Raw genomic sequence first — 15,278 nt, 5'->3', positions numbered from 1 at the left:
AGAAGAAAATGGCCGGTGTCAAGCTAACGGACATCCGCAAGAAGTTCGGCGCCGTCGAGGTGATCCGCGGCGTCGACATCGAGATCAGGGAAGGCGAGTTCTGCGTATTCGTCGGGCCTTCCGGCTGCGGCAAGTCCACCCTTCTGCGCATGATCGCCGGACTGGAGGATATCACTGCCGGCTCGGTGGAGATCGGCGGCCACCGGGTGAATGATATCGATCCTTCCGAACGCGGCACGGCGATGGTCTTCCAGACCTATGCCCTCTATCCGCACATGACCGTGTCGCAGAACATGGGCTTCGGCCTGCGTATGAACGGCGTGCCGAAGGCGGAGATCGCCAAACGCGTGGCCGAGGCGGCGCGCATCCTGCAGATCGAGCCCCTCTTGGACCGCAAGCCCAGGCAGCTTTCGGGCGGGCAGCGCCAGCGCGTCGCCATCGGCCGGGCCATCGTCCGCGATCCACAGGTATTCCTGTTCGACGAGCCCCTGTCGAACCTCGACGCCGAACTGCGCGTGGCGACCCGGCTCGAGATCGCCAAGCTGCACGGTCAGCTCCAGGGTTCGACCATGATCTACGTCACGCACGACCAGGTCGAGGCGATGACGCTGGCGGACCGGATCGTGGTGCTGCGCGACGGGCGGGTGGAGCAGATGGGCGAGCCGATGGAGCTTTACGAACGGCCGGCGAACCTCTTCGTCGCGGGCTTCATCGGCAGCCCGAAGATGAACTTCATCAAGCTCCGCGCTGCAAGCAATGGCGGGCAGCCCGCGGCGGAATTGCCGGACGGCAGCCGGCTCACGCTGTCGGGCGCCGAGGCCGACAGCGTCGCGACGCTCGGTGTGCGGGCGGACGGGCTCAAGCATGTCGACCGCGACGGCGTGTTCACCGGCGAGGTCACCGTGGTCGAGCAACTGGGTGACGCGGTGTTCGTCTATGTCCGCACCTCTTGGGACCAGGAGATCGTGGCGCGCTTCGAGCCGGGTGCGAAGGTTCGCGTCGGCGAGCGGATCAGCTTCGCCCTTGGCGGCCGTACCCACTTCTTCGATGCCGACGGCCGCGGGCTGACCGGTGTCACCCCCGGCAACACCATTTCAGAAGCAAGGCTCTCCGCATAATTTCCGCACATACGAGGACGAGGATGCGCCCCAACATCATTTTCATCATGTCGGACGACCACGCCGCCCGCGCCATTTCCGCATACGGGGCGGGGCTGAACCACACGCCGAACATCGACCGGCTCGCCAGGGAAGGCATGCGCCACGACGCAACCTACGTGACCAATTCGATCTGCACGCCGAGCCGGGCGGCGATCCTGACCGGCACCCACAACCATGTGAACTGCGTGACGACGCTCAACACGCATATCGACAACCGGTTGCCCAACGTCGCCAAGCATCTTCGCAAGACCGGCTACCGCACCGCGATCTTCGGCAAATGGCATCTGGGCGAGGGCAAGGCGCATGAACCGACAGGTTTCGATGAATGGGCCGTGGTTCCGGGGCAGGGCGACTACTGGGACCCCGCCTTCATCGGCCCGGAGGGGCGCAAGCGCGTCCCCGGCTACGCGACCGATGTCATCACCGACATGTCGCTCGACTTCATCGACCGCTGCGGAGAAGAGCCATTTTTCCTGATGTGCCACCACAAGGCGCCGCACCGCAACTTCCAGCCGCATCCGAAGTACAACCATCTGTGGGCCGACGAGGATTTGCCGCTGCCGGAGACATTCAACGACGACTATGCGAACCGGGCGGCCGCGGCCGCGGCCGCGAGGATGCGTATTCGCTCGGACATGAATTGGGAGGATCTCGGCCTCGTGCAGCCTGAAGGTCCGGCCTCGCGGGCGGGCGAGCTGATGGTCGACGGCTGGTTCGCCCGCAAGGTGCCGGAGCTGAAGTCCGGCGAGACGATCACCGTGGTCTGCGCGGAGACAGGAAAAAACCACACTTTCGACGATCCGCAGAAATTCGCGGAGTTCAGATACCAGCGCTACATGAAGCGCTATCTTCGCACCGTCCAGTCGATCGACGAGAATGTCGGCCGCATCCTCGACAAGCTCGATGCAAAGGGCCTCGCGGGCAACACCATCGTTGTCTACACCTCTGACCAGGGCTTCTTCCTGGGCGAGCATGGCTGGTTCGACAAGCGGTTCATGTACGAGGAATCCCTGCGGATGCCGTTCCTCGTGCGCTATCCGCCCGAAATCGCGCCCGGCTCGACGAGCAAGGATATCGCCTGCAATGTAGACTTTGCGCCGACCTTCCTGGACTATGCCGGCGTGCCGGTGCCCAGCTATATGCAGGGCCGCTCGATGCGCCCGGTGCTGGAAGGCAATACGCCTGACGATTGGGAGCAAGTCGCCTATCATCGATACTGGATGCACAACGACGAGATCCACGAGGCGTGGGCGCATTACGGCGTTCGCGATCAGCGTTATAAGCTGATCTATTGGTATAATGATGATCTCGGGCAGTTGGGCGCCCGGCCGGGCGGCGCGCCGCCGGAATGGGAGCTGTTCGATTGCCGGGAGGATCCCTTCGAACTGAAGAACCTGGCCGACGATCCGGCCTACAACGAGGTCTTCGAGACGATGCTGGCGAAACTCGACGCGAAGATGGCCAAGATCGGCGATGTGCCGGAGCACGACAGCACAGCCGTACGTGCCGCGCGCCTGGACAGGGCAGCGGCCTGAGATGAGTTGCTGCGGCGCTTCCCGTACGGCGATTGGTTCGACGGCACCTTCAACCGTGCCGACGGACGCTTCGGAGGCGCTTGCGATCGCGGATGCCCGCCGGCCCGAGATCGTTCATTTCTCAGGCGGAGCGAGCCATGTCGGCACCCGCCAGCCGGAGATACCGCAGGACGGGGAGGGGCTGTTGCGCACGGTGAAAGTCCGTCCCTTTGCGGTTGAGGCTTGCCTGGTCACCAATGCGCGCTTTGCCGCTTTCGTGGCCGAGACCGGATACGTGACCGAGGCCGAGACATTCGGCTGGGGGCTTGTCTTCCGCAGACTTTTGCCCGACCCCGAGGCGATCCCGCCTTCGGCATCCGCCACGCCTTGGTGGGTCGTGTGCGACGGCGCGGCCTGGTTCGCCCCGGAGGGGCCCGGCAGCCATGTCCGCGACCGCGCGGACCACCCGGTCACACATATCTCCTGGGCCGATGCGCAGGCATTCGCGGCCTGGGCGGGCGGGCGCCTGCCGACCGAGGCAGAGTGGGAGCACGCGGCGCGCGGCGGGCTCGAGGACCCCCGCTTTCCCTGGGGCGACCGGGAACCCGATGAGGGGGATTTCCTGCCCTGCAACATCTGGCAGGGACGCTTTCCCTACGAAAACACCCGCGCCGACGGCTGGCTGGGCACTTCCCCCGTCACCGCCTTCGCCCCGAACGAGGCCGGTCTCCACGACATGGCCGGCAATGTGTGGGAATGGACGTCGGAGCCCTTCATGGTGCGCTCGCAGACCCGTGCGGCGCGGCTCAGAAACGAGGAGGCGCGAGCAACGAAGCAGAAGCTGCTGAAGGGCGGCAGCTTCCTGTGCCACCGAAGCTATTGTTATCGCTACCGCATCGCCGCCCGCTCGGGCGTTCCGGCCGACAGCGGGGCCAGCAATTCCGGCCTCAGGGTCTTCTACGATGCCTGACCAAGCCCCTATCGACCCAACGGAACTCCCATGAGGCTGATCTTCGTCCTCTTCGATTCCCTCAACCGCCTGGCGCTCGGCCCCTATGGCGGGACGATCGGAACGCCGAATTTCGACCGCTTCGCCGAACGGGCGGTCACCTTCGATCGCCACTATGTCGGCAGCCTCCCATGCATTCCCGCGCGACGGGACATCCAGACGGGGCGCGCGGGCTTCTTCCACCGGAGCTGGGGCCCGATGGAGCCGTACGACAGGTCGTTTTGCGAGAGCCTGCGGAGGAAGGGCGTACACACGCATCTTGTTACCGACCACTTTCATTATTTCGAACCGGGCGGCTCGGACTACCACACCCAGTACGACACATGGGATTTCATCCGTGGGCAGGAATACGACCCGTGGAAGGCTATGTCCGAGCCGCCGCTTGAGAAATTCGCCGAGACCTACGACCGGCGTCACTACGACCCGGTGAAGAAGAGGCGGCGTCTGCGCCATCTGGTCAACCGCGCGTACGAGAAAGGCGAGGCGGACCTGCCGATGCCGCGCTGCTATGCCTCGGTCTTCGAGTTCCTCGACGCCAACCGCGGCGCCGACAACTGGATGCTTCAACTCGAGCTCTTCGACCCGCATGAGCCCTTCCACGCGCCGGCGCGCTTTCGGCGGGAAGGCGACAGTGCCTATGAGGGCGCGGTGCTCGACTGGCCCGACTACAAGCGCGTGACGGAGACGGAGGAGGAAGTCTCCGAGATACGAGCCAACTACGCCGCGCTGATCAGGATGTGCGACGAGTACTTCGGCCACCTGCTGGATTATATGGACGAGCATGACATGTGGAAGGACACCGCCATCGTGCTCTCCACCGACCACGGGTTCCTGCTTAGCGAGCATGGCTGGTGGGGCAAGAGCCGGATGCCCTACTACGAGGAGGTCGTCCACGTCCCCCTCATGGTCTATCATCCGGACCATGCAGGCGCCGGTGGCCGGCGGGGCAACGCCCTGACCCAGACCCCCGACATCATGCCGACAATCCTCGACATCTTCGGATGCGACGCCCCCGTCGAGGTCACCGGCCGGTCGCTGCTCTCGCACATGCCGACGCCGGAGGCTGAAACAGACCGCATCGTCGCCTTCGGCCTTTTCGCCGGTCCTGTAGGCGTCACGGACGGACGATACGTGATGTTTCATTATCCGCGGGACGTGCTAGGCGAGGGCCTCCATGAGTATACGCTCATGCCGCAGCACATGGTGGGTCCCTTCACCGCGGGCGAGCTCCGTACCGCTGAACTGAGCCCACCTTTCGACTTCACGCAGAAAATGCCGCTTTTGAAGATTGCCGCTACCCGAGAGGCCGCAAGGCCGCCCAATCTCGGCGGCTCGTTCGAGGACCAGGGCTTCCGGCTCTACGACCTTGACACGGATCCCGGCCAGACGACGCCGATCCGTGATCCCGCGGTCGAGGCGCGGCTCTATGCGGGCCTCCGTGCCTACATGGCGGCCCATGACGCTCCGGCCGAAAGCTATGCGTGGCTCGGGCTCGAGCCCGGCACCGACAGTCGTGCCAGCGCGTTGAATGACGAATGAGATGATCGATTATCCCACGATTGGGTATCGGAAAACTGCGCGTGACGGATGGGCCGGCGGAAAGATCTCTCCATGGCTCATTTCTTGTGCTGCGGGTAAATCGTTTCGCCGCGCGCCAGCATGTCGACGAAGGCCTCTATCTTCTTCTTCCGGCCTGCCTCGGTCTTCATATGCTGGGTGCGAAAGGCCAGCGCGTAGCGGTTCTGCGCGTTCAGTTTCTCTAGCGTTTCCCGGGCCTTTGGGTCGGCATCGATCGCCGACTGGAGGTCATCGGGTATCCTCATGTCCTTGCCGCTTGCATAAGCGCGGCCCCAGCGGCCGTCGGCCTTCGCCGCATCGACCTGCTTGAGTCCGTGCTCGGTCATCCGGCCCTCCTCGATCAGCCGGGCGACATTGTCGACATTGATCTGGCTCCATATGCTCCTGCCTCGCCGCGGCGTATAGCGTTGCAGATAACTCCTGTCGTCGAACCCCTTGCGTACCCCGTCGATCCAGCCCCAGCAGAGCACCACGTCGATGGCTTCTTTGGGCGTGATCGACCTGAGCCCCGAACCGACCTTGTGAATCTTGATCCAGACCTCATCTTCCTTGTTGTGATGCGTGCCGAGCCACCGATAAAAACTCTCCGAATCCTCGAACTCGCGGACCTTATCGGGATTAACGTTGATTGGCGCCATCAGTCAGCACTCCGAGGAGGGTTGAAAGCCAAGAGGCGAAGGCCCGCAGCACTGCAAGCACACTCTGCACCTCCTCATCGAACGTTCCTCCCATACGGCGGTACACTGGCTTTGCCAACACTTTCTAGCTCTGATACTTTAGGCTTGAAATATCTCACCTCAGGTGCGATCCTGCCTCAGGCTTTCGCCGAGAGTGAGGATGTGGGATGAAGGTTGCGGTTCTGGGAGGCGGTCCGGCCGGCCTTTACTTTGCGATCTCGATGAAGCTGCGGGAGGCCGGCCACGAGGTCACCGTCTATGAGCGCAATCGCCCGGACGACACCTTCGGTTGGGGCGTCGTGCTGTCGGACGAGACGCTCACCAACCTCACGGCCAACGATCCCGTGAGTGCCGCCGCGATCCGCGAGCACTTCGCCTATTGGGACGATATCGCCGTCCTCTACCGCGGCACGCGGACGGTCTCGACCGGCCACGGCTTCTGCGGCATCGGCCGCAAGATGCTGCTCGTTCTCCTGCAGGAGCGGGCGCGCGAGCTTGGTGTCGATCTGCGTTTTCAGGCGGAGATCGACGATCCACGCCCCTTCATGGAAAGCCATGACGTCGTCATCGCTGCCGACGGCCTGAACTCCAAGTCGCGTACGGTCTTCGCCGATGTTTTCCAGCCTGACATCGACGTCCGCAGGTGCAAGTTCGTCTGGCTCGGCACACACCAGAAATTCGACGACGCCTTCACCTTCATCTTCGAAGAGACGGAACACGGCTGGGTTTGGGCGCACGCCTACCAGTTCGATAACGACACGGCCACGTTCATCGTCGAGTGCTCGCAGAAGACGTGGGAAAAATTCGGCTTCGGCGAGATGTCGAAGGAAGAGTCCATCGCCACCTGCGAGAGGATCTTCGCCGCACATCTCGATGGCCACGAGCTCATGTCCAACGCCAGCCACATCCGCGGCTCTGCCTGGATCAGTTTCCCCCGTGTGCTCTGCGCGCGCTGGTCGCACAGGAACCTGGCGCTCATGGGCGATGCGGCGGCGAGCGCGCATTTCTCCATCGGCTCGGGCACAAAGCTTGCACTCGAAAGTGCGGTGGCCATGGCGGACTATCTCCACTTAGAGCCGACGCTTGAGGCTGCCTTCGTGAAATACGAGGATGCCCGCCGCACGGAAGTGCTGAGGCTGCAGTCGGCGGCGCGCAACTCGCTCGAATGGTTCGAGGACGTGGAGCGCTACCTCCACCTCGATCCGGTTCAGTTCAACTATTCACTCCTCACCCGGTCGCAGCGCATCAGCCACGAAAACCTGCGCCTGCGTGACCCGGAATGGCTGGGAAGCGCCGAGGCCTGGTTCCAGCACCGGGCAGGCAGCAATGTAAATGGCGCCCGCCCGCCAATGTTCGCGCCCTTCCGGCTGCGCGACATGCGGCTCGTCAACCGCATCGTGGTCTCGCCCATGGCCCAGTACAAGGCGGTCGACGGCTGCCCGACCGACTGGCATTTCGTCCACTATGCCGAGCGCGCCAAGGGCGGGGCGGGGCTCGTCTATATCGAAATGACCTGCGTGACGCCCGAAGGGCGGATAACGCCAGGTTGCCCCGGCTTCTACAAGCACGAGCACGAAATTGCCTGGAAGAGGATCGTCGATTTCGTCCATCGTGAGACCGAGGCAAAGATCTGCGCCCAGATCGGCCATTCCGGCCCGAAGGGATCGACCCAGGTCCCGTGGGAGGATTCCGAAGCGCCGCTCGTTTCCGGCAATTGGCCGCTGCTGGCGCCCTCGACGGTCCCCTGGAGCGACCTCCATCAGACCCCAAAGGAGATGACGTGCCAAGACATGGACGAGGTGCGCGAGGCCTTCGTTGCCGCGGCCGAGATGGCCGCCCGTGCCGGCTTCGACATGCTGGAGCTTCACATGGCGCACGGCTATCTCCTGTCGGCGTTCATAACGCCGCTCACCAACCGGCGCACTGACGAATATGGCGGCAGCCTGGAAAACCGCATGCGCTACCCGCTGGAGGTGTTCCACGCGGTGCGCGCGGTGTGGCCGGATGAAAAGCCGATCTCCGTGCGCATCTCGGCGAATGACTGGGTGGGCGAAGAAGGCATCCGTCCGGAGGACGCCGTGGAGATCGCCCGCATGCTGCAGGCGGCGGGTGTCGACATCTGCGACGTCTCGGCTGGTCAGACTTCGCTTCGGGCAGAGCCCGTCTATGGCCGCATGTTCCAGACCCCGTTCTCGGACCGCATCCGCAACGAGACCGGCATGGCCACCATGGCGGTCGGCAACATTTACGAGCCGGACCATGTGAATTCGATCCTGATGGCGGGCCGTGCCGACCTCGTGTGCCTTGCGCGGCCGCACCTTGCGGATCCCTATTGGACGCTGCATTCCGCCGTTGCGCTCGGCGATCGCCACGTCAGATGGCCTGATCCCTACCTGCGCGGCCGCGAGCAGGCCTACCGGCTCGCGGAACGGCGGGATATCATGCCGGGGAAGGTGTGATGGCCGCGGTCGTCGGAACGCACGCGCTGGTGACCGGCGGCGGCTCGGGCGTCGGAAAGGCGATCGCACTGGCGCTGGCCGATGCCGGCGCACGGGTCACCATCTGCGGCCGGCGTATCGAGCCGCTGCAGGCTGTTGCCGGCGAGCGCCCGCATATCCATGCGACAATCGGCGATGTGACCGACCAGTCCTCGATGGACCGGCTCTACCGGGGTGCCGAGGCCGCGCGCGGTCCGATCGACATCGTCATCGCCAATGCCGGCATCGCGTCCAGCGCGCCTGCCGCGAAGACGACGCTTGAAGATTGGAGGAGGACGCTCGACATCAACCTCACCGGCGCCTTCCTCACCGTCCAACCGGCGCTTGAGGGAATGGCCACGCGGAAGAAGGGACGCATCATCTTCGTCGCCTCAGTCGCGGGTCTCAAAGGCTATGGTTATGTCGCGCCCTACGTTGCCTCCAAGCACGGGGTGGTCGGCCTCATGCGCGCGCTCGCGGTGGAGTTTGCCAAGACGGAGATCACGGTGAACGCCGTCTGCCCGAGTTTCGTTGAGACGGAGATGTTGATCAGATCCGTCGCCCGCATTGCGCAGAAGACGGGACGCACGGAGGAGGAGGCGCGCGCGAGCTTGATGGCGGCCAATCCGCAGGGCAGGTTCATTCAGCCGGAGGAGGTGGCCTCGGCGGTGCTCTGGCTCTGCAGCCCGGGAGCGGCCTCCATCACCGGCCAGGCCATATCGGTTTCGGGGGGTGAGACATGGTGAGCGCGCCGCTGTCGGTAATCGATGCGCGGTCGGGCGACAAGGAGCGCCTGCGCCTCTGGATCAGGATGCTGCGCACCACGCGCATCGTTGAAGGGGAGTTGCGCGAACGGCTCAAACGCGGCTTCGATACCACTCTCCCACGCTTCGACGTGATGTCGGCGCTCCACCGTGAGCGCGAAGGCATGCTGATGAGCGACCTTTCGCGCTTCCTGCTGGTCTCCAACGGCAACGTCACGGGCATCGTCGATCGACTGGTGGCCGACGGCTACGTGGCACGCGCCAAGCGCGACGGGGACAAGCGCACCTCCGTGGTGCGCCTGACGCCGGCAGGCGTGGAAGCCTTCGAGAAGATGGCGGCCGCCCATGAACGCTGGATCGCCGAGCTCCTCGGTGGCGTAGACACAGCCGAGGTGCACCACCTTTCCGAAATGCTCCACGCATTCCGCAGCAACTGGGAGGGCGAGCATTGACCCCAATCGAGATGGCGGGCCTTGAGCCCAAGCACTTCCTCTGGCGGATGGAGGGCCGGGTCGCGGTCGTGAGACTCGATCGGCCGGAGCGGAAGAACCCGCTCACCTTCGCTTCCTACGCGGAGCTGCGCGACACTTTCCGCAACCTCGTCTATGCCGAGGATGTCGATGCCGTTGTGCTTCTGCCGAACGGCGGAAATTTCTGCTCCGGCGGCGACGTGCACGACATCATCGGCCCGCTGATCGGCATGGAGATGAAGGAACTCCTGGCCTTCACCCGCATGACGGGCGATCTCGTTAAGGCGATGCTCAATTGCGGCAAGCCGATCATCGCCGCGGTGGACGGCGTCGCGGTGGGGGCCGGCGCCATCCTCGCCATGGCCTCCGACATCCGCCTCGCAACGCCCGAGGCCAAGTCAGCCTTCCTTTTCACCCGCGTTGGCCTTGCCGGTTGCGACATGGGCGCTTGTGCGATCCTGCCACGCATCATCGGCCAGGGGCGGGCGGCGGAACTTCTCTATACCGGCCGAACGATGAGCGCGGAGGAGGGTGAGCGCTGGGGCTTTTACAACCGGCTCGTCTCCGCCGACAAATTGGAGGCGGAAGCCCTCGATCTGGCCGCGCGCATCGTCTCCGGCCCGACCTTCGCGCACGGCATCACCAAGACGCAGCTCAATCAGGAATGGTCGATGAGCCTCGACCAGGCGATCGAAGCCGAAGCGCAGGCGCAGGCGATCTGCATGCAGACCCGCGACTTCGAACGCGCCTACCGCGCCTTCGTCGCCAAGCAAAAGCCGGTGTTCGAGGGCGATTGATGGCGGACAAAAGCTTCCTCACCTGGCCCTTCTTCGAGGACCGTCACCGCCAATACGCGGAGCGGCTTGAAGCCTGGTGCGCGGCGAACTTGCCAGTTGACCACGCGGATGTGGACGCCGCATGCCACGAGCTGGTGCGGATGCTCGGGCGCGACGGTTGGCTGAAGCCGACCGCGGTCGATCCCGCCGATCCCGCGCCCCTCGACGTGCGCACGCTCTGCATCACCCGTGAGACCCTGGCTCGCCATGACGGGCTCGCCGACTTCGCATTCGCCATGCAAGGGCTCGGCACCGGCGCCATCAGCTTCTTCGGGACGCCGGAGCAGCAACGCTGGCTCGGCAAGACCCGTGCCGGCGAGGCGATCTCCGCCTTCGCCCTTTCCGAGCCACGTTCGGGCTCCGATGTGGCGAACATGGACATGAGCGCGACACGCGACGGCGGTTCCTACGTTCTTACCGGCGAGAAGACCTGGATCTCCAATGGCGGCATCGCCGATCTCTACGTTGTCTTCGCACGCACCGGCGAGGCGCCGGGCGCCAAGGGCATTTCCACGTTCCTGGTGCCCGCCGATACGCAGGGGCTGAAAATCGCCGAGCGGCTGGAGGTGATTGCGCCGCATCCCATTGCCCGCCTTTCCTTCGAGGGCGCGCGTGTTCCAGCCTCCGCGATGATCGGCAAGCCGGGCGAGGGCTTCCGCATTGCCATGTCGGTGCTCGACGTGTTCCGCTCGACGGTGGGTGCGGCCGCTCTCGGCTTCGCCCGCCGTGCACTCGATGAGAGCGTGAAGCGGGCGGCCGAGCGGAAGCTCTTCGGCGCGCCAATGGCCGAGTTGCAAATGGTGCAGGGGCACCTGGCGGATATGGCGCTGGACGTCGACGCTGCGGCACTTCTCGTCTACCGCGCCGCCTGGACGAAGGACATGGGTGCTGCCCGTGTCACCCGCGAGGCGGCCATGGCGAAACTCTTCGCCACGGACCGCGCTCAAGGTGTGATCGACCGTGCCGTCCAGCTTCACGGCGGCGATGGCGTCCGCCGCGGACACATCGTGGAAAGCCTCTATCGCGAGATCCGGGCGTTGCGCATCTACGAGGGCGCATCCGACGTCCAGAAGGTGGTGATCGCCAGGCAGGTGTTGGGCGCGGTATAGCGCCACTCGTGTATTCTTGATGGTTTCGCAAATTGAGGAGTTTCATGCATAGCGTTCTGCAACCCCAGGGATGGGCAAGACCCAAAGGTTATGCAAACGGCATCGCCGCCCGCGGCAGGCTCGTTTTCGTCAGCGGTCAGATCGGTTGGAACGAGAAGTGCACGTTCGAGAGCGACGACCTTGTCGCGCAGGTACGGCAGACGCTCCTCAACGTGGCAGCCGTGCTCGCGGAGGCTGACGCGCGGCCAGAGCATATCACCTCCATGACCTGGTATCTTACCGACAAAGCCGAATATCTCACTAATCTCAAGGAGATCGGCGTTGTCTACCGCGAGGTGATGGGCTGGTACTATCCCGCCATGGCCGTCGTTCAGGTGGTCGCGCTGATGGAAGATCGCGCCAAGGTGGAGATCCAGGCGACGGCCGTCGTACCGGAGTAAGGTTTCCATGGGCGAGGTGACACCGATCCGTTTCTCCGAGACTGTTTCGGCAAGGCTGGAGAACGGCGTTCTGGTCGTCACCATCGACAATCCGCCGGTCAACGCCGCCTCGGCGGACATGCGTTCCGGCCTCCTGGCGGCGATCCGCCATGCCGGCACTGAGGATGCCGCCCGCGCGGTGGTCGTCACCGGCGCAGGCAAGACCTTTGTCGGCGGTGCCGACATCAAGGAGTTCGGCCAGCCGGGAACCGAGCCTATCCTGCCGGAGGTTGTCGACGCGATCGAGAAGTGCAGTAAGCCTGTCGTGGCAGCCATCAACGGCCCCGCCCTTGGCAGCGGTCTCGAAATCGCGCTTGCCTGCCATCGCCGTATCGCCAGCGATACAGCGACCCTCGGCCTACCCGAAGTGAAACTCGGCATTGTGCCAGGGGCGGGCGGCACCCAGCGCCTCCCCCGCCTCGTCGGCGTCGCCAAGGCGGTGGAACTGATTGCCGCCGGGCGCAGCGTGGCTGCCGGCGAGGCCCTCTCCCTTGGCATCATAGACCAGGTGGTGGCAGGCAATCCCGCCGCTGGCGCGGTCGCCGCCGCACGGGATCTCGCATCTCAACCGTTGCGCCGGACGGGCGAATTGGCCTTGCCGGCGGAAGACCCGCAAGTGATTGATGAAGCGGCCGACAAGGCTCTATCACGCGCGCGTGGAAGGGCGGCGCCGGCCGAAGCGGTGCGCCTTGTGAGACGTGCCGGCGAACGTTCCCTTGCGGAGGGGCTCGCCGATGAACGCGCGACGTTTCTGCGGTTGCGCGATTCCGACCAGGCGAAAGCATTGCGCCATGTCTTCTTCGCCGAGCGCGCGGCAGCGAAAGTGCCCGGCCTCGAAGGCGTCGAGCCGCGGATGGTGCAAACCATCGGCGTGGTTGGGAGCGGGCTAATGGGCTCCGGCATCGCCGTCTCCGCGCTCAATGCGGGTTATCGCGTCATCGTTGTCGAGCAGAATGCGGAGGCGGCGGAGAAAGGCTTCGATCGGATCGCCGGGCTCTTGGATCGGGCAATAAAGTCAGGGCGCATCGATGCGGCGGGCCGGGCCGAGCGCCTTCAGCGCCTTTCTGTCGGCAGCGATCTGGAAGCCCTTGCCGCTGCCGATCTCGTGGTCGAAGCGGTCTTCGACGACCTGGATGTCAAGACGAAGCTTTTCGAGAAGCTGGACAAGATCGTCCGGCCGGACGCCATTCTCGCCACCAACACAAGCTATCTCGATCCCGACGCCATCGCGGCGGCGACATCGCGGCCGGAGCGCATCTGCGGCCTCCATTTCTTCTCGCCCGCGCAAGTGATGCGGCTGGTCGAGGTCGTGCGCTGCGCCAAGACGAACCCGGAGGTGCTGGCGACTGGAATCGCCGTCGCGCGCCGGCTCGGCAAACTGCCCATCGTGTGCGGCGTCTGCGAAGGTTTCATCGGCAACCGCATCTTCTCCGCCTATCGGCGTGAGGCCGAGTTCCTGGTCGAGGACGGCGCTTGGCCACAGGAGATCGACGCGGCGATGGAGGACTACGGTTTCGCCATGGGCCCGTTTGCCGTCTTCGATCTGGCAGGCCTCGAGATCGCCTGGGCCCGGCGCAAGCGCCAGGCGGCCACCCGCGACCCTTCGCAGCGCTATGTCGAGATCGCAGACCGGCTCTGCGAGATGGGCCGTTTCGGCCAGAAGACGGGCCGCGGCTGGTACGCCTATCCGGATGGAAAGCGTACCGTCGATCCGGAGGTAACCGCCGTGATCGAGGCGTGCCGGAAGGCCAAGGGCATCGCTCCACGGCAGGTTTCTTCCGGCGAGATCGTATCACGCCTGCTTGCGGCCATGGCTGCGGAAGGCGATGCCCTTTTGGCCGAAGGCATTGCCGAAAGGGCGAGCGATATCGATCTCGTCATCATCAACGGCTACGGCTTTCCCGCACATAGGGGCGGGCCGATGTATGTGGCGAAGGAAGGATTGCGCCCATGAACCAGCTTCCGGATCTCGCCGCCATCGAAGCCATGGACGAGGCAGATCCCCTGCGCTCGATGCGCGACCGGTTCAGCCTGCCCGACGGCGTCGTCTATCTCGACGGCAACTCTCTCGGGCCGGCATCGCCCTCCGTCTTCGGCGAACTGGAAAAGGCCGCGAGAGAGGAGTGGGGCGAAGGCTTGATCGGCAGCTGGAACAGCGCCGGCTGGTTCGAGCTGCCGATCGAGCTCGGCGACCGCATCGGCCGGCTGACTGGTGCAGCGCCCGGGCAAACCGTTGTCGGCGACACGACCTCGATCAACATCTATAAGGCGCTCCATGCAGCCATGGGCCTGCGGCCTGGCCGCTCGGTCATCGTCGCTGAAGGGGGCAGTTTCCCGACCGATCTTTATATGGCGGAAGGCGTCGTCTCCACCCGGCCGGGCACGCGGTTGCTCCTCGAAGGTGTCGATGCGCCGACGATCGAGGAATTGATAGACGACCGCGTCGCCGTCGTCCTCGTCAACCACGTGAACTACAAGTCCGGCGAACTGCGCGATATGGCGGCGCTGACACGCAGAGCACATGAAGCCGGCGCTCTGGTCGTCTGGGATCTCTGCCATTCGGCGGGCGCACTGGCTGTCGACCTCGATGGCGCGAATGTCGATTTCGCCGTCGGCTGCACCTACAAGTACCTGAACGGAGGCCCCGGCTCGCCAGCCTTCATCTATGTCGCCAAGCGCCATCAGGCCGAGGCGCGTCAGCCACTCAGCGGCTGGTGGGGTCACGCGCGACCCTTCGCTTTCGAACCGCGCTTCGACGCGGATACGGGCATCCGCAAATTCCAATGCGGCACGCAGCCTATCCTCTCGTTGCGGGCGCTGAAAGCGGCGTTCGACGTCTGGGATGCCGTCGATATGGCGTTGGTGCGGGAGAAGAGTCTCGCACTCACGGACCTCTTCATCCGGCTCGCCGAGACTAGGTGCGGATCTTTCGGCCTCGTGCTCGAAAGCCCGCGTGAGGGCGCAAAGCGTGGCAGCCAGGTCTCCTTCGCCCATAACCACGCTTATGAAATCGTGCAGGCGCTGATCGCACGTGGCGTGATCGGCGATTTCCGCGCGCCCGCCACAATGCGTTTCGGCTTCACGCCGCTCTATCTGCGTTATCTGGATGTCTGGCGCGCGGTCGAGGCGCTTGAGGAGGTGCTGCGGACGCAGGCCTGGAAGGATGAACGCTTCGCCGCCCGTGCAGCGGTAACGTGAGGTGGGC

Annotated in this window: 13 protein-coding genes; 12 read left to right on the top strand and 1 reads right to left on the bottom strand. The window is 64.6% G+C overall.

The window, feature by feature from the left end:
- The first annotated feature begins 8 nt into the window (after positions 1 to 8).
- Genes GM910_RS01110 through GM910_RS01095 form a run of 4 tightly spaced genes read left to right on the top strand, consistent with a single transcriptional unit; the run spans position 9 to position 5,222 of the window.
- A complete protein-coding gene (locus GM910_RS01110) occupies positions 9 to 1,118 on the top strand; it encodes an ABC transporter ATP-binding protein (RefSeq protein WP_159585631.1) in 1,110 nt (369 codons plus the stop codon).
- A 23-nt stretch (positions 1,119 to 1,141) separates the two neighbouring features.
- Positions 1,142 to 2,695 carry a sulfatase family protein gene (locus tag GM910_RS01105; protein ID WP_159585630.1) on the top strand — a complete coding sequence of 518 codons (1,554 nt, stop codon included), beginning with the start codon at positions 1,142 to 1,144 and terminating at the stop codon, positions 2,693 to 2,695.
- A 55-nt stretch (positions 2,696 to 2,750) separates the two neighbouring features.
- Positions 2,751 to 3,644 (top strand): SUMF1/EgtB/PvdO family nonheme iron enzyme, encoded by an 894-nt coding sequence (locus tag GM910_RS01100; RefSeq protein ID WP_246225798.1) that lies wholly within the window; start codon positions 2,751 to 2,753, stop codon positions 3,642 to 3,644.
- A 30-nt stretch (positions 3,645 to 3,674) separates the two neighbouring features.
- Positions 3,675 to 5,222, top strand: a complete 1,548-nt coding sequence (locus GM910_RS01095; protein WP_159585628.1) for a sulfatase family protein — start codon at positions 3,675 to 3,677, stop codon at positions 5,220 to 5,222.
- A gap of 77 nt (positions 5,223 to 5,299) precedes the next feature.
- Here the strand turns inward: GM910_RS01095 and GM910_RS01090 are convergent, their stop codons facing one another.
- The gene (locus GM910_RS01090; RefSeq protein ID WP_159585627.1) at positions 5,300 to 5,899 is read right to left on the bottom strand and encodes a YdeI/OmpD-associated family protein; all 600 of its coding nucleotides are present in this window, start codon (positions 5,897 to 5,899) and stop codon (positions 5,300 to 5,302) included.
- A gap of 206 nt (positions 5,900 to 6,105) precedes the next feature.
- On the opposite strand from GM910_RS01090, the gene GM910_RS01085 reads away from it, so the two are divergent.
- Genes GM910_RS01085 through kynU form a run of 8 tightly spaced genes read left to right on the top strand, consistent with a single transcriptional unit; the run spans position 6,106 to position 15,271 of the window.
- The gene (locus tag GM910_RS01085; protein ID WP_159585626.1) at positions 6,106 to 8,397 is read left to right on the top strand and encodes a bifunctional salicylyl-CoA 5-hydroxylase/oxidoreductase; all 2,292 of its coding nucleotides are present in this window, start codon (positions 6,106 to 6,108) and stop codon (positions 8,395 to 8,397) included.
- A complete protein-coding gene (locus tag GM910_RS01080) occupies positions 8,397 to 9,161 on the top strand; it encodes an SDR family NAD(P)-dependent oxidoreductase (RefSeq protein ID WP_159585625.1) in 765 nt (254 codons plus the stop codon). Before GM910_RS01085 ends, GM910_RS01080 begins: the two co-directional genes overlap by 1 nt.
- On the top strand, positions 9,155 to 9,631 hold the full coding sequence (locus tag GM910_RS01075) for a MarR family winged helix-turn-helix transcriptional regulator (RefSeq protein WP_159585624.1): 477 nt from the start codon (positions 9,155 to 9,157) through the stop codon (positions 9,629 to 9,631). Before GM910_RS01080 ends, GM910_RS01075 begins: the two co-directional genes overlap by 7 nt.
- A gap of 11 nt (positions 9,632 to 9,642) precedes the next feature.
- The gene (locus GM910_RS01070; RefSeq protein ID WP_159585768.1) at positions 9,643 to 10,446 is read left to right on the top strand and encodes an enoyl-CoA hydratase family protein; all 804 of its coding nucleotides are present in this window, start codon (positions 9,643 to 9,645) and stop codon (positions 10,444 to 10,446) included.
- On the top strand, positions 10,446 to 11,594 hold the full coding sequence (locus GM910_RS01065) for an acyl-CoA dehydrogenase family protein (RefSeq protein ID WP_159585623.1): 1,149 nt from the start codon (positions 10,446 to 10,448) through the stop codon (positions 11,592 to 11,594). The genes GM910_RS01070 and GM910_RS01065 overlap by 1 nt, the downstream gene beginning before the upstream one ends.
- A gap of 44 nt (positions 11,595 to 11,638) precedes the next feature.
- The gene (locus GM910_RS01060; protein ID WP_159585622.1) at positions 11,639 to 12,034 is read left to right on the top strand and encodes a RidA family protein; all 396 of its coding nucleotides are present in this window, start codon (positions 11,639 to 11,641) and stop codon (positions 12,032 to 12,034) included.
- 7 nt (positions 12,035 to 12,041) lie between these two features.
- Complete coding sequence (locus GM910_RS01055; RefSeq protein ID WP_246225797.1) at positions 12,042 to 14,027, top strand: 3-hydroxyacyl-CoA dehydrogenase NAD-binding domain-containing protein; 1,986 nt, start codon at positions 12,042 to 12,044, stop codon at positions 14,025 to 14,027.
- Complete coding sequence (gene kynU, locus GM910_RS01050; protein ID WP_159585621.1) at positions 14,024 to 15,271, top strand: kynureninase; 1,248 nt, start codon at positions 14,024 to 14,026, stop codon at positions 15,269 to 15,271. Before GM910_RS01055 ends, kynU begins: the two co-directional genes overlap by 4 nt.
- Positions 15,272 to 15,278 lie beyond the last annotated feature (7 nt).

It is taken from the genome of Chelativorans xinjiangensis (assembly GCF_009812055.1).
In the GTDB taxonomy this organism is placed as follows: Bacteria; Pseudomonadota; Alphaproteobacteria; order Rhizobiales; family Rhizobiaceae; genus Chelativorans; species Chelativorans xinjiangense.
This window is presented reverse-complemented; position numbering and strand designations above follow the sequence as displayed.

Bases quoted from the DNA above. Each gene is read 5' to 3' on its own strand.
- GM910_RS01105 (WP_159585630.1), top strand. From the start codon at position 1,142: ATGCGCCCCAACATCATTTTCATCATGTCGGACGACCACGCCGCCCGC.
- GM910_RS01085 (WP_159585626.1), top strand. From the start codon at position 6,106: ATGAAGGTTGCGGTTCTGGGAGGCGGTCCGGCCGGCCTTTACTTTGCG.
- GM910_RS01060 (WP_159585622.1), top strand. From the start codon at position 11,639: ATGCATAGCGTTCTGCAACCCCAGGGATGGGCAAGACCCAAAGGTTAT.
- GM910_RS01070 (WP_159585768.1), top strand. From the start codon at position 9,643: ATGGCGGGCCTTGAGCCCAAGCACTTCCTCTGGCGGATGGAGGGCCGG.
- kynU (WP_159585621.1), top strand. From the start codon at position 14,024: ATGAACCAGCTTCCGGATCTCGCCGCCATCGAAGCCATGGACGAGGCA.
- GM910_RS01095 (WP_159585628.1), top strand. From the start codon at position 3,675: ATGAGGCTGATCTTCGTCCTCTTCGATTCCCTCAACCGCCTGGCGCTC.
- GM910_RS01080 (WP_159585625.1), top strand. From the start codon at position 8,397: ATGGCCGCGGTCGTCGGAACGCACGCGCTGGTGACCGGCGGCGGCTCG.
- GM910_RS01055 (WP_246225797.1), top strand. From the start codon at position 12,042: ATGGGCGAGGTGACACCGATCCGTTTCTCCGAGACTGTTTCGGCAAGG.
- GM910_RS01075 (WP_159585624.1), top strand. From the start codon at position 9,155: ATGGTGAGCGCGCCGCTGTCGGTAATCGATGCGCGGTCGGGCGACAAG.
- GM910_RS01110 (WP_159585631.1), top strand. From the start codon at position 9: ATGGCCGGTGTCAAGCTAACGGACATCCGCAAGAAGTTCGGCGCCGTC.
- GM910_RS01065 (WP_159585623.1), top strand. From the start codon at position 10,446: ATGGCGGACAAAAGCTTCCTCACCTGGCCCTTCTTCGAGGACCGTCAC.
- GM910_RS01090 (WP_159585627.1), bottom strand. From the start codon at position 5,899: ATGGCGCCAATCAACGTTAATCCCGATAAGGTCCGCGAGTTCGAGGAT.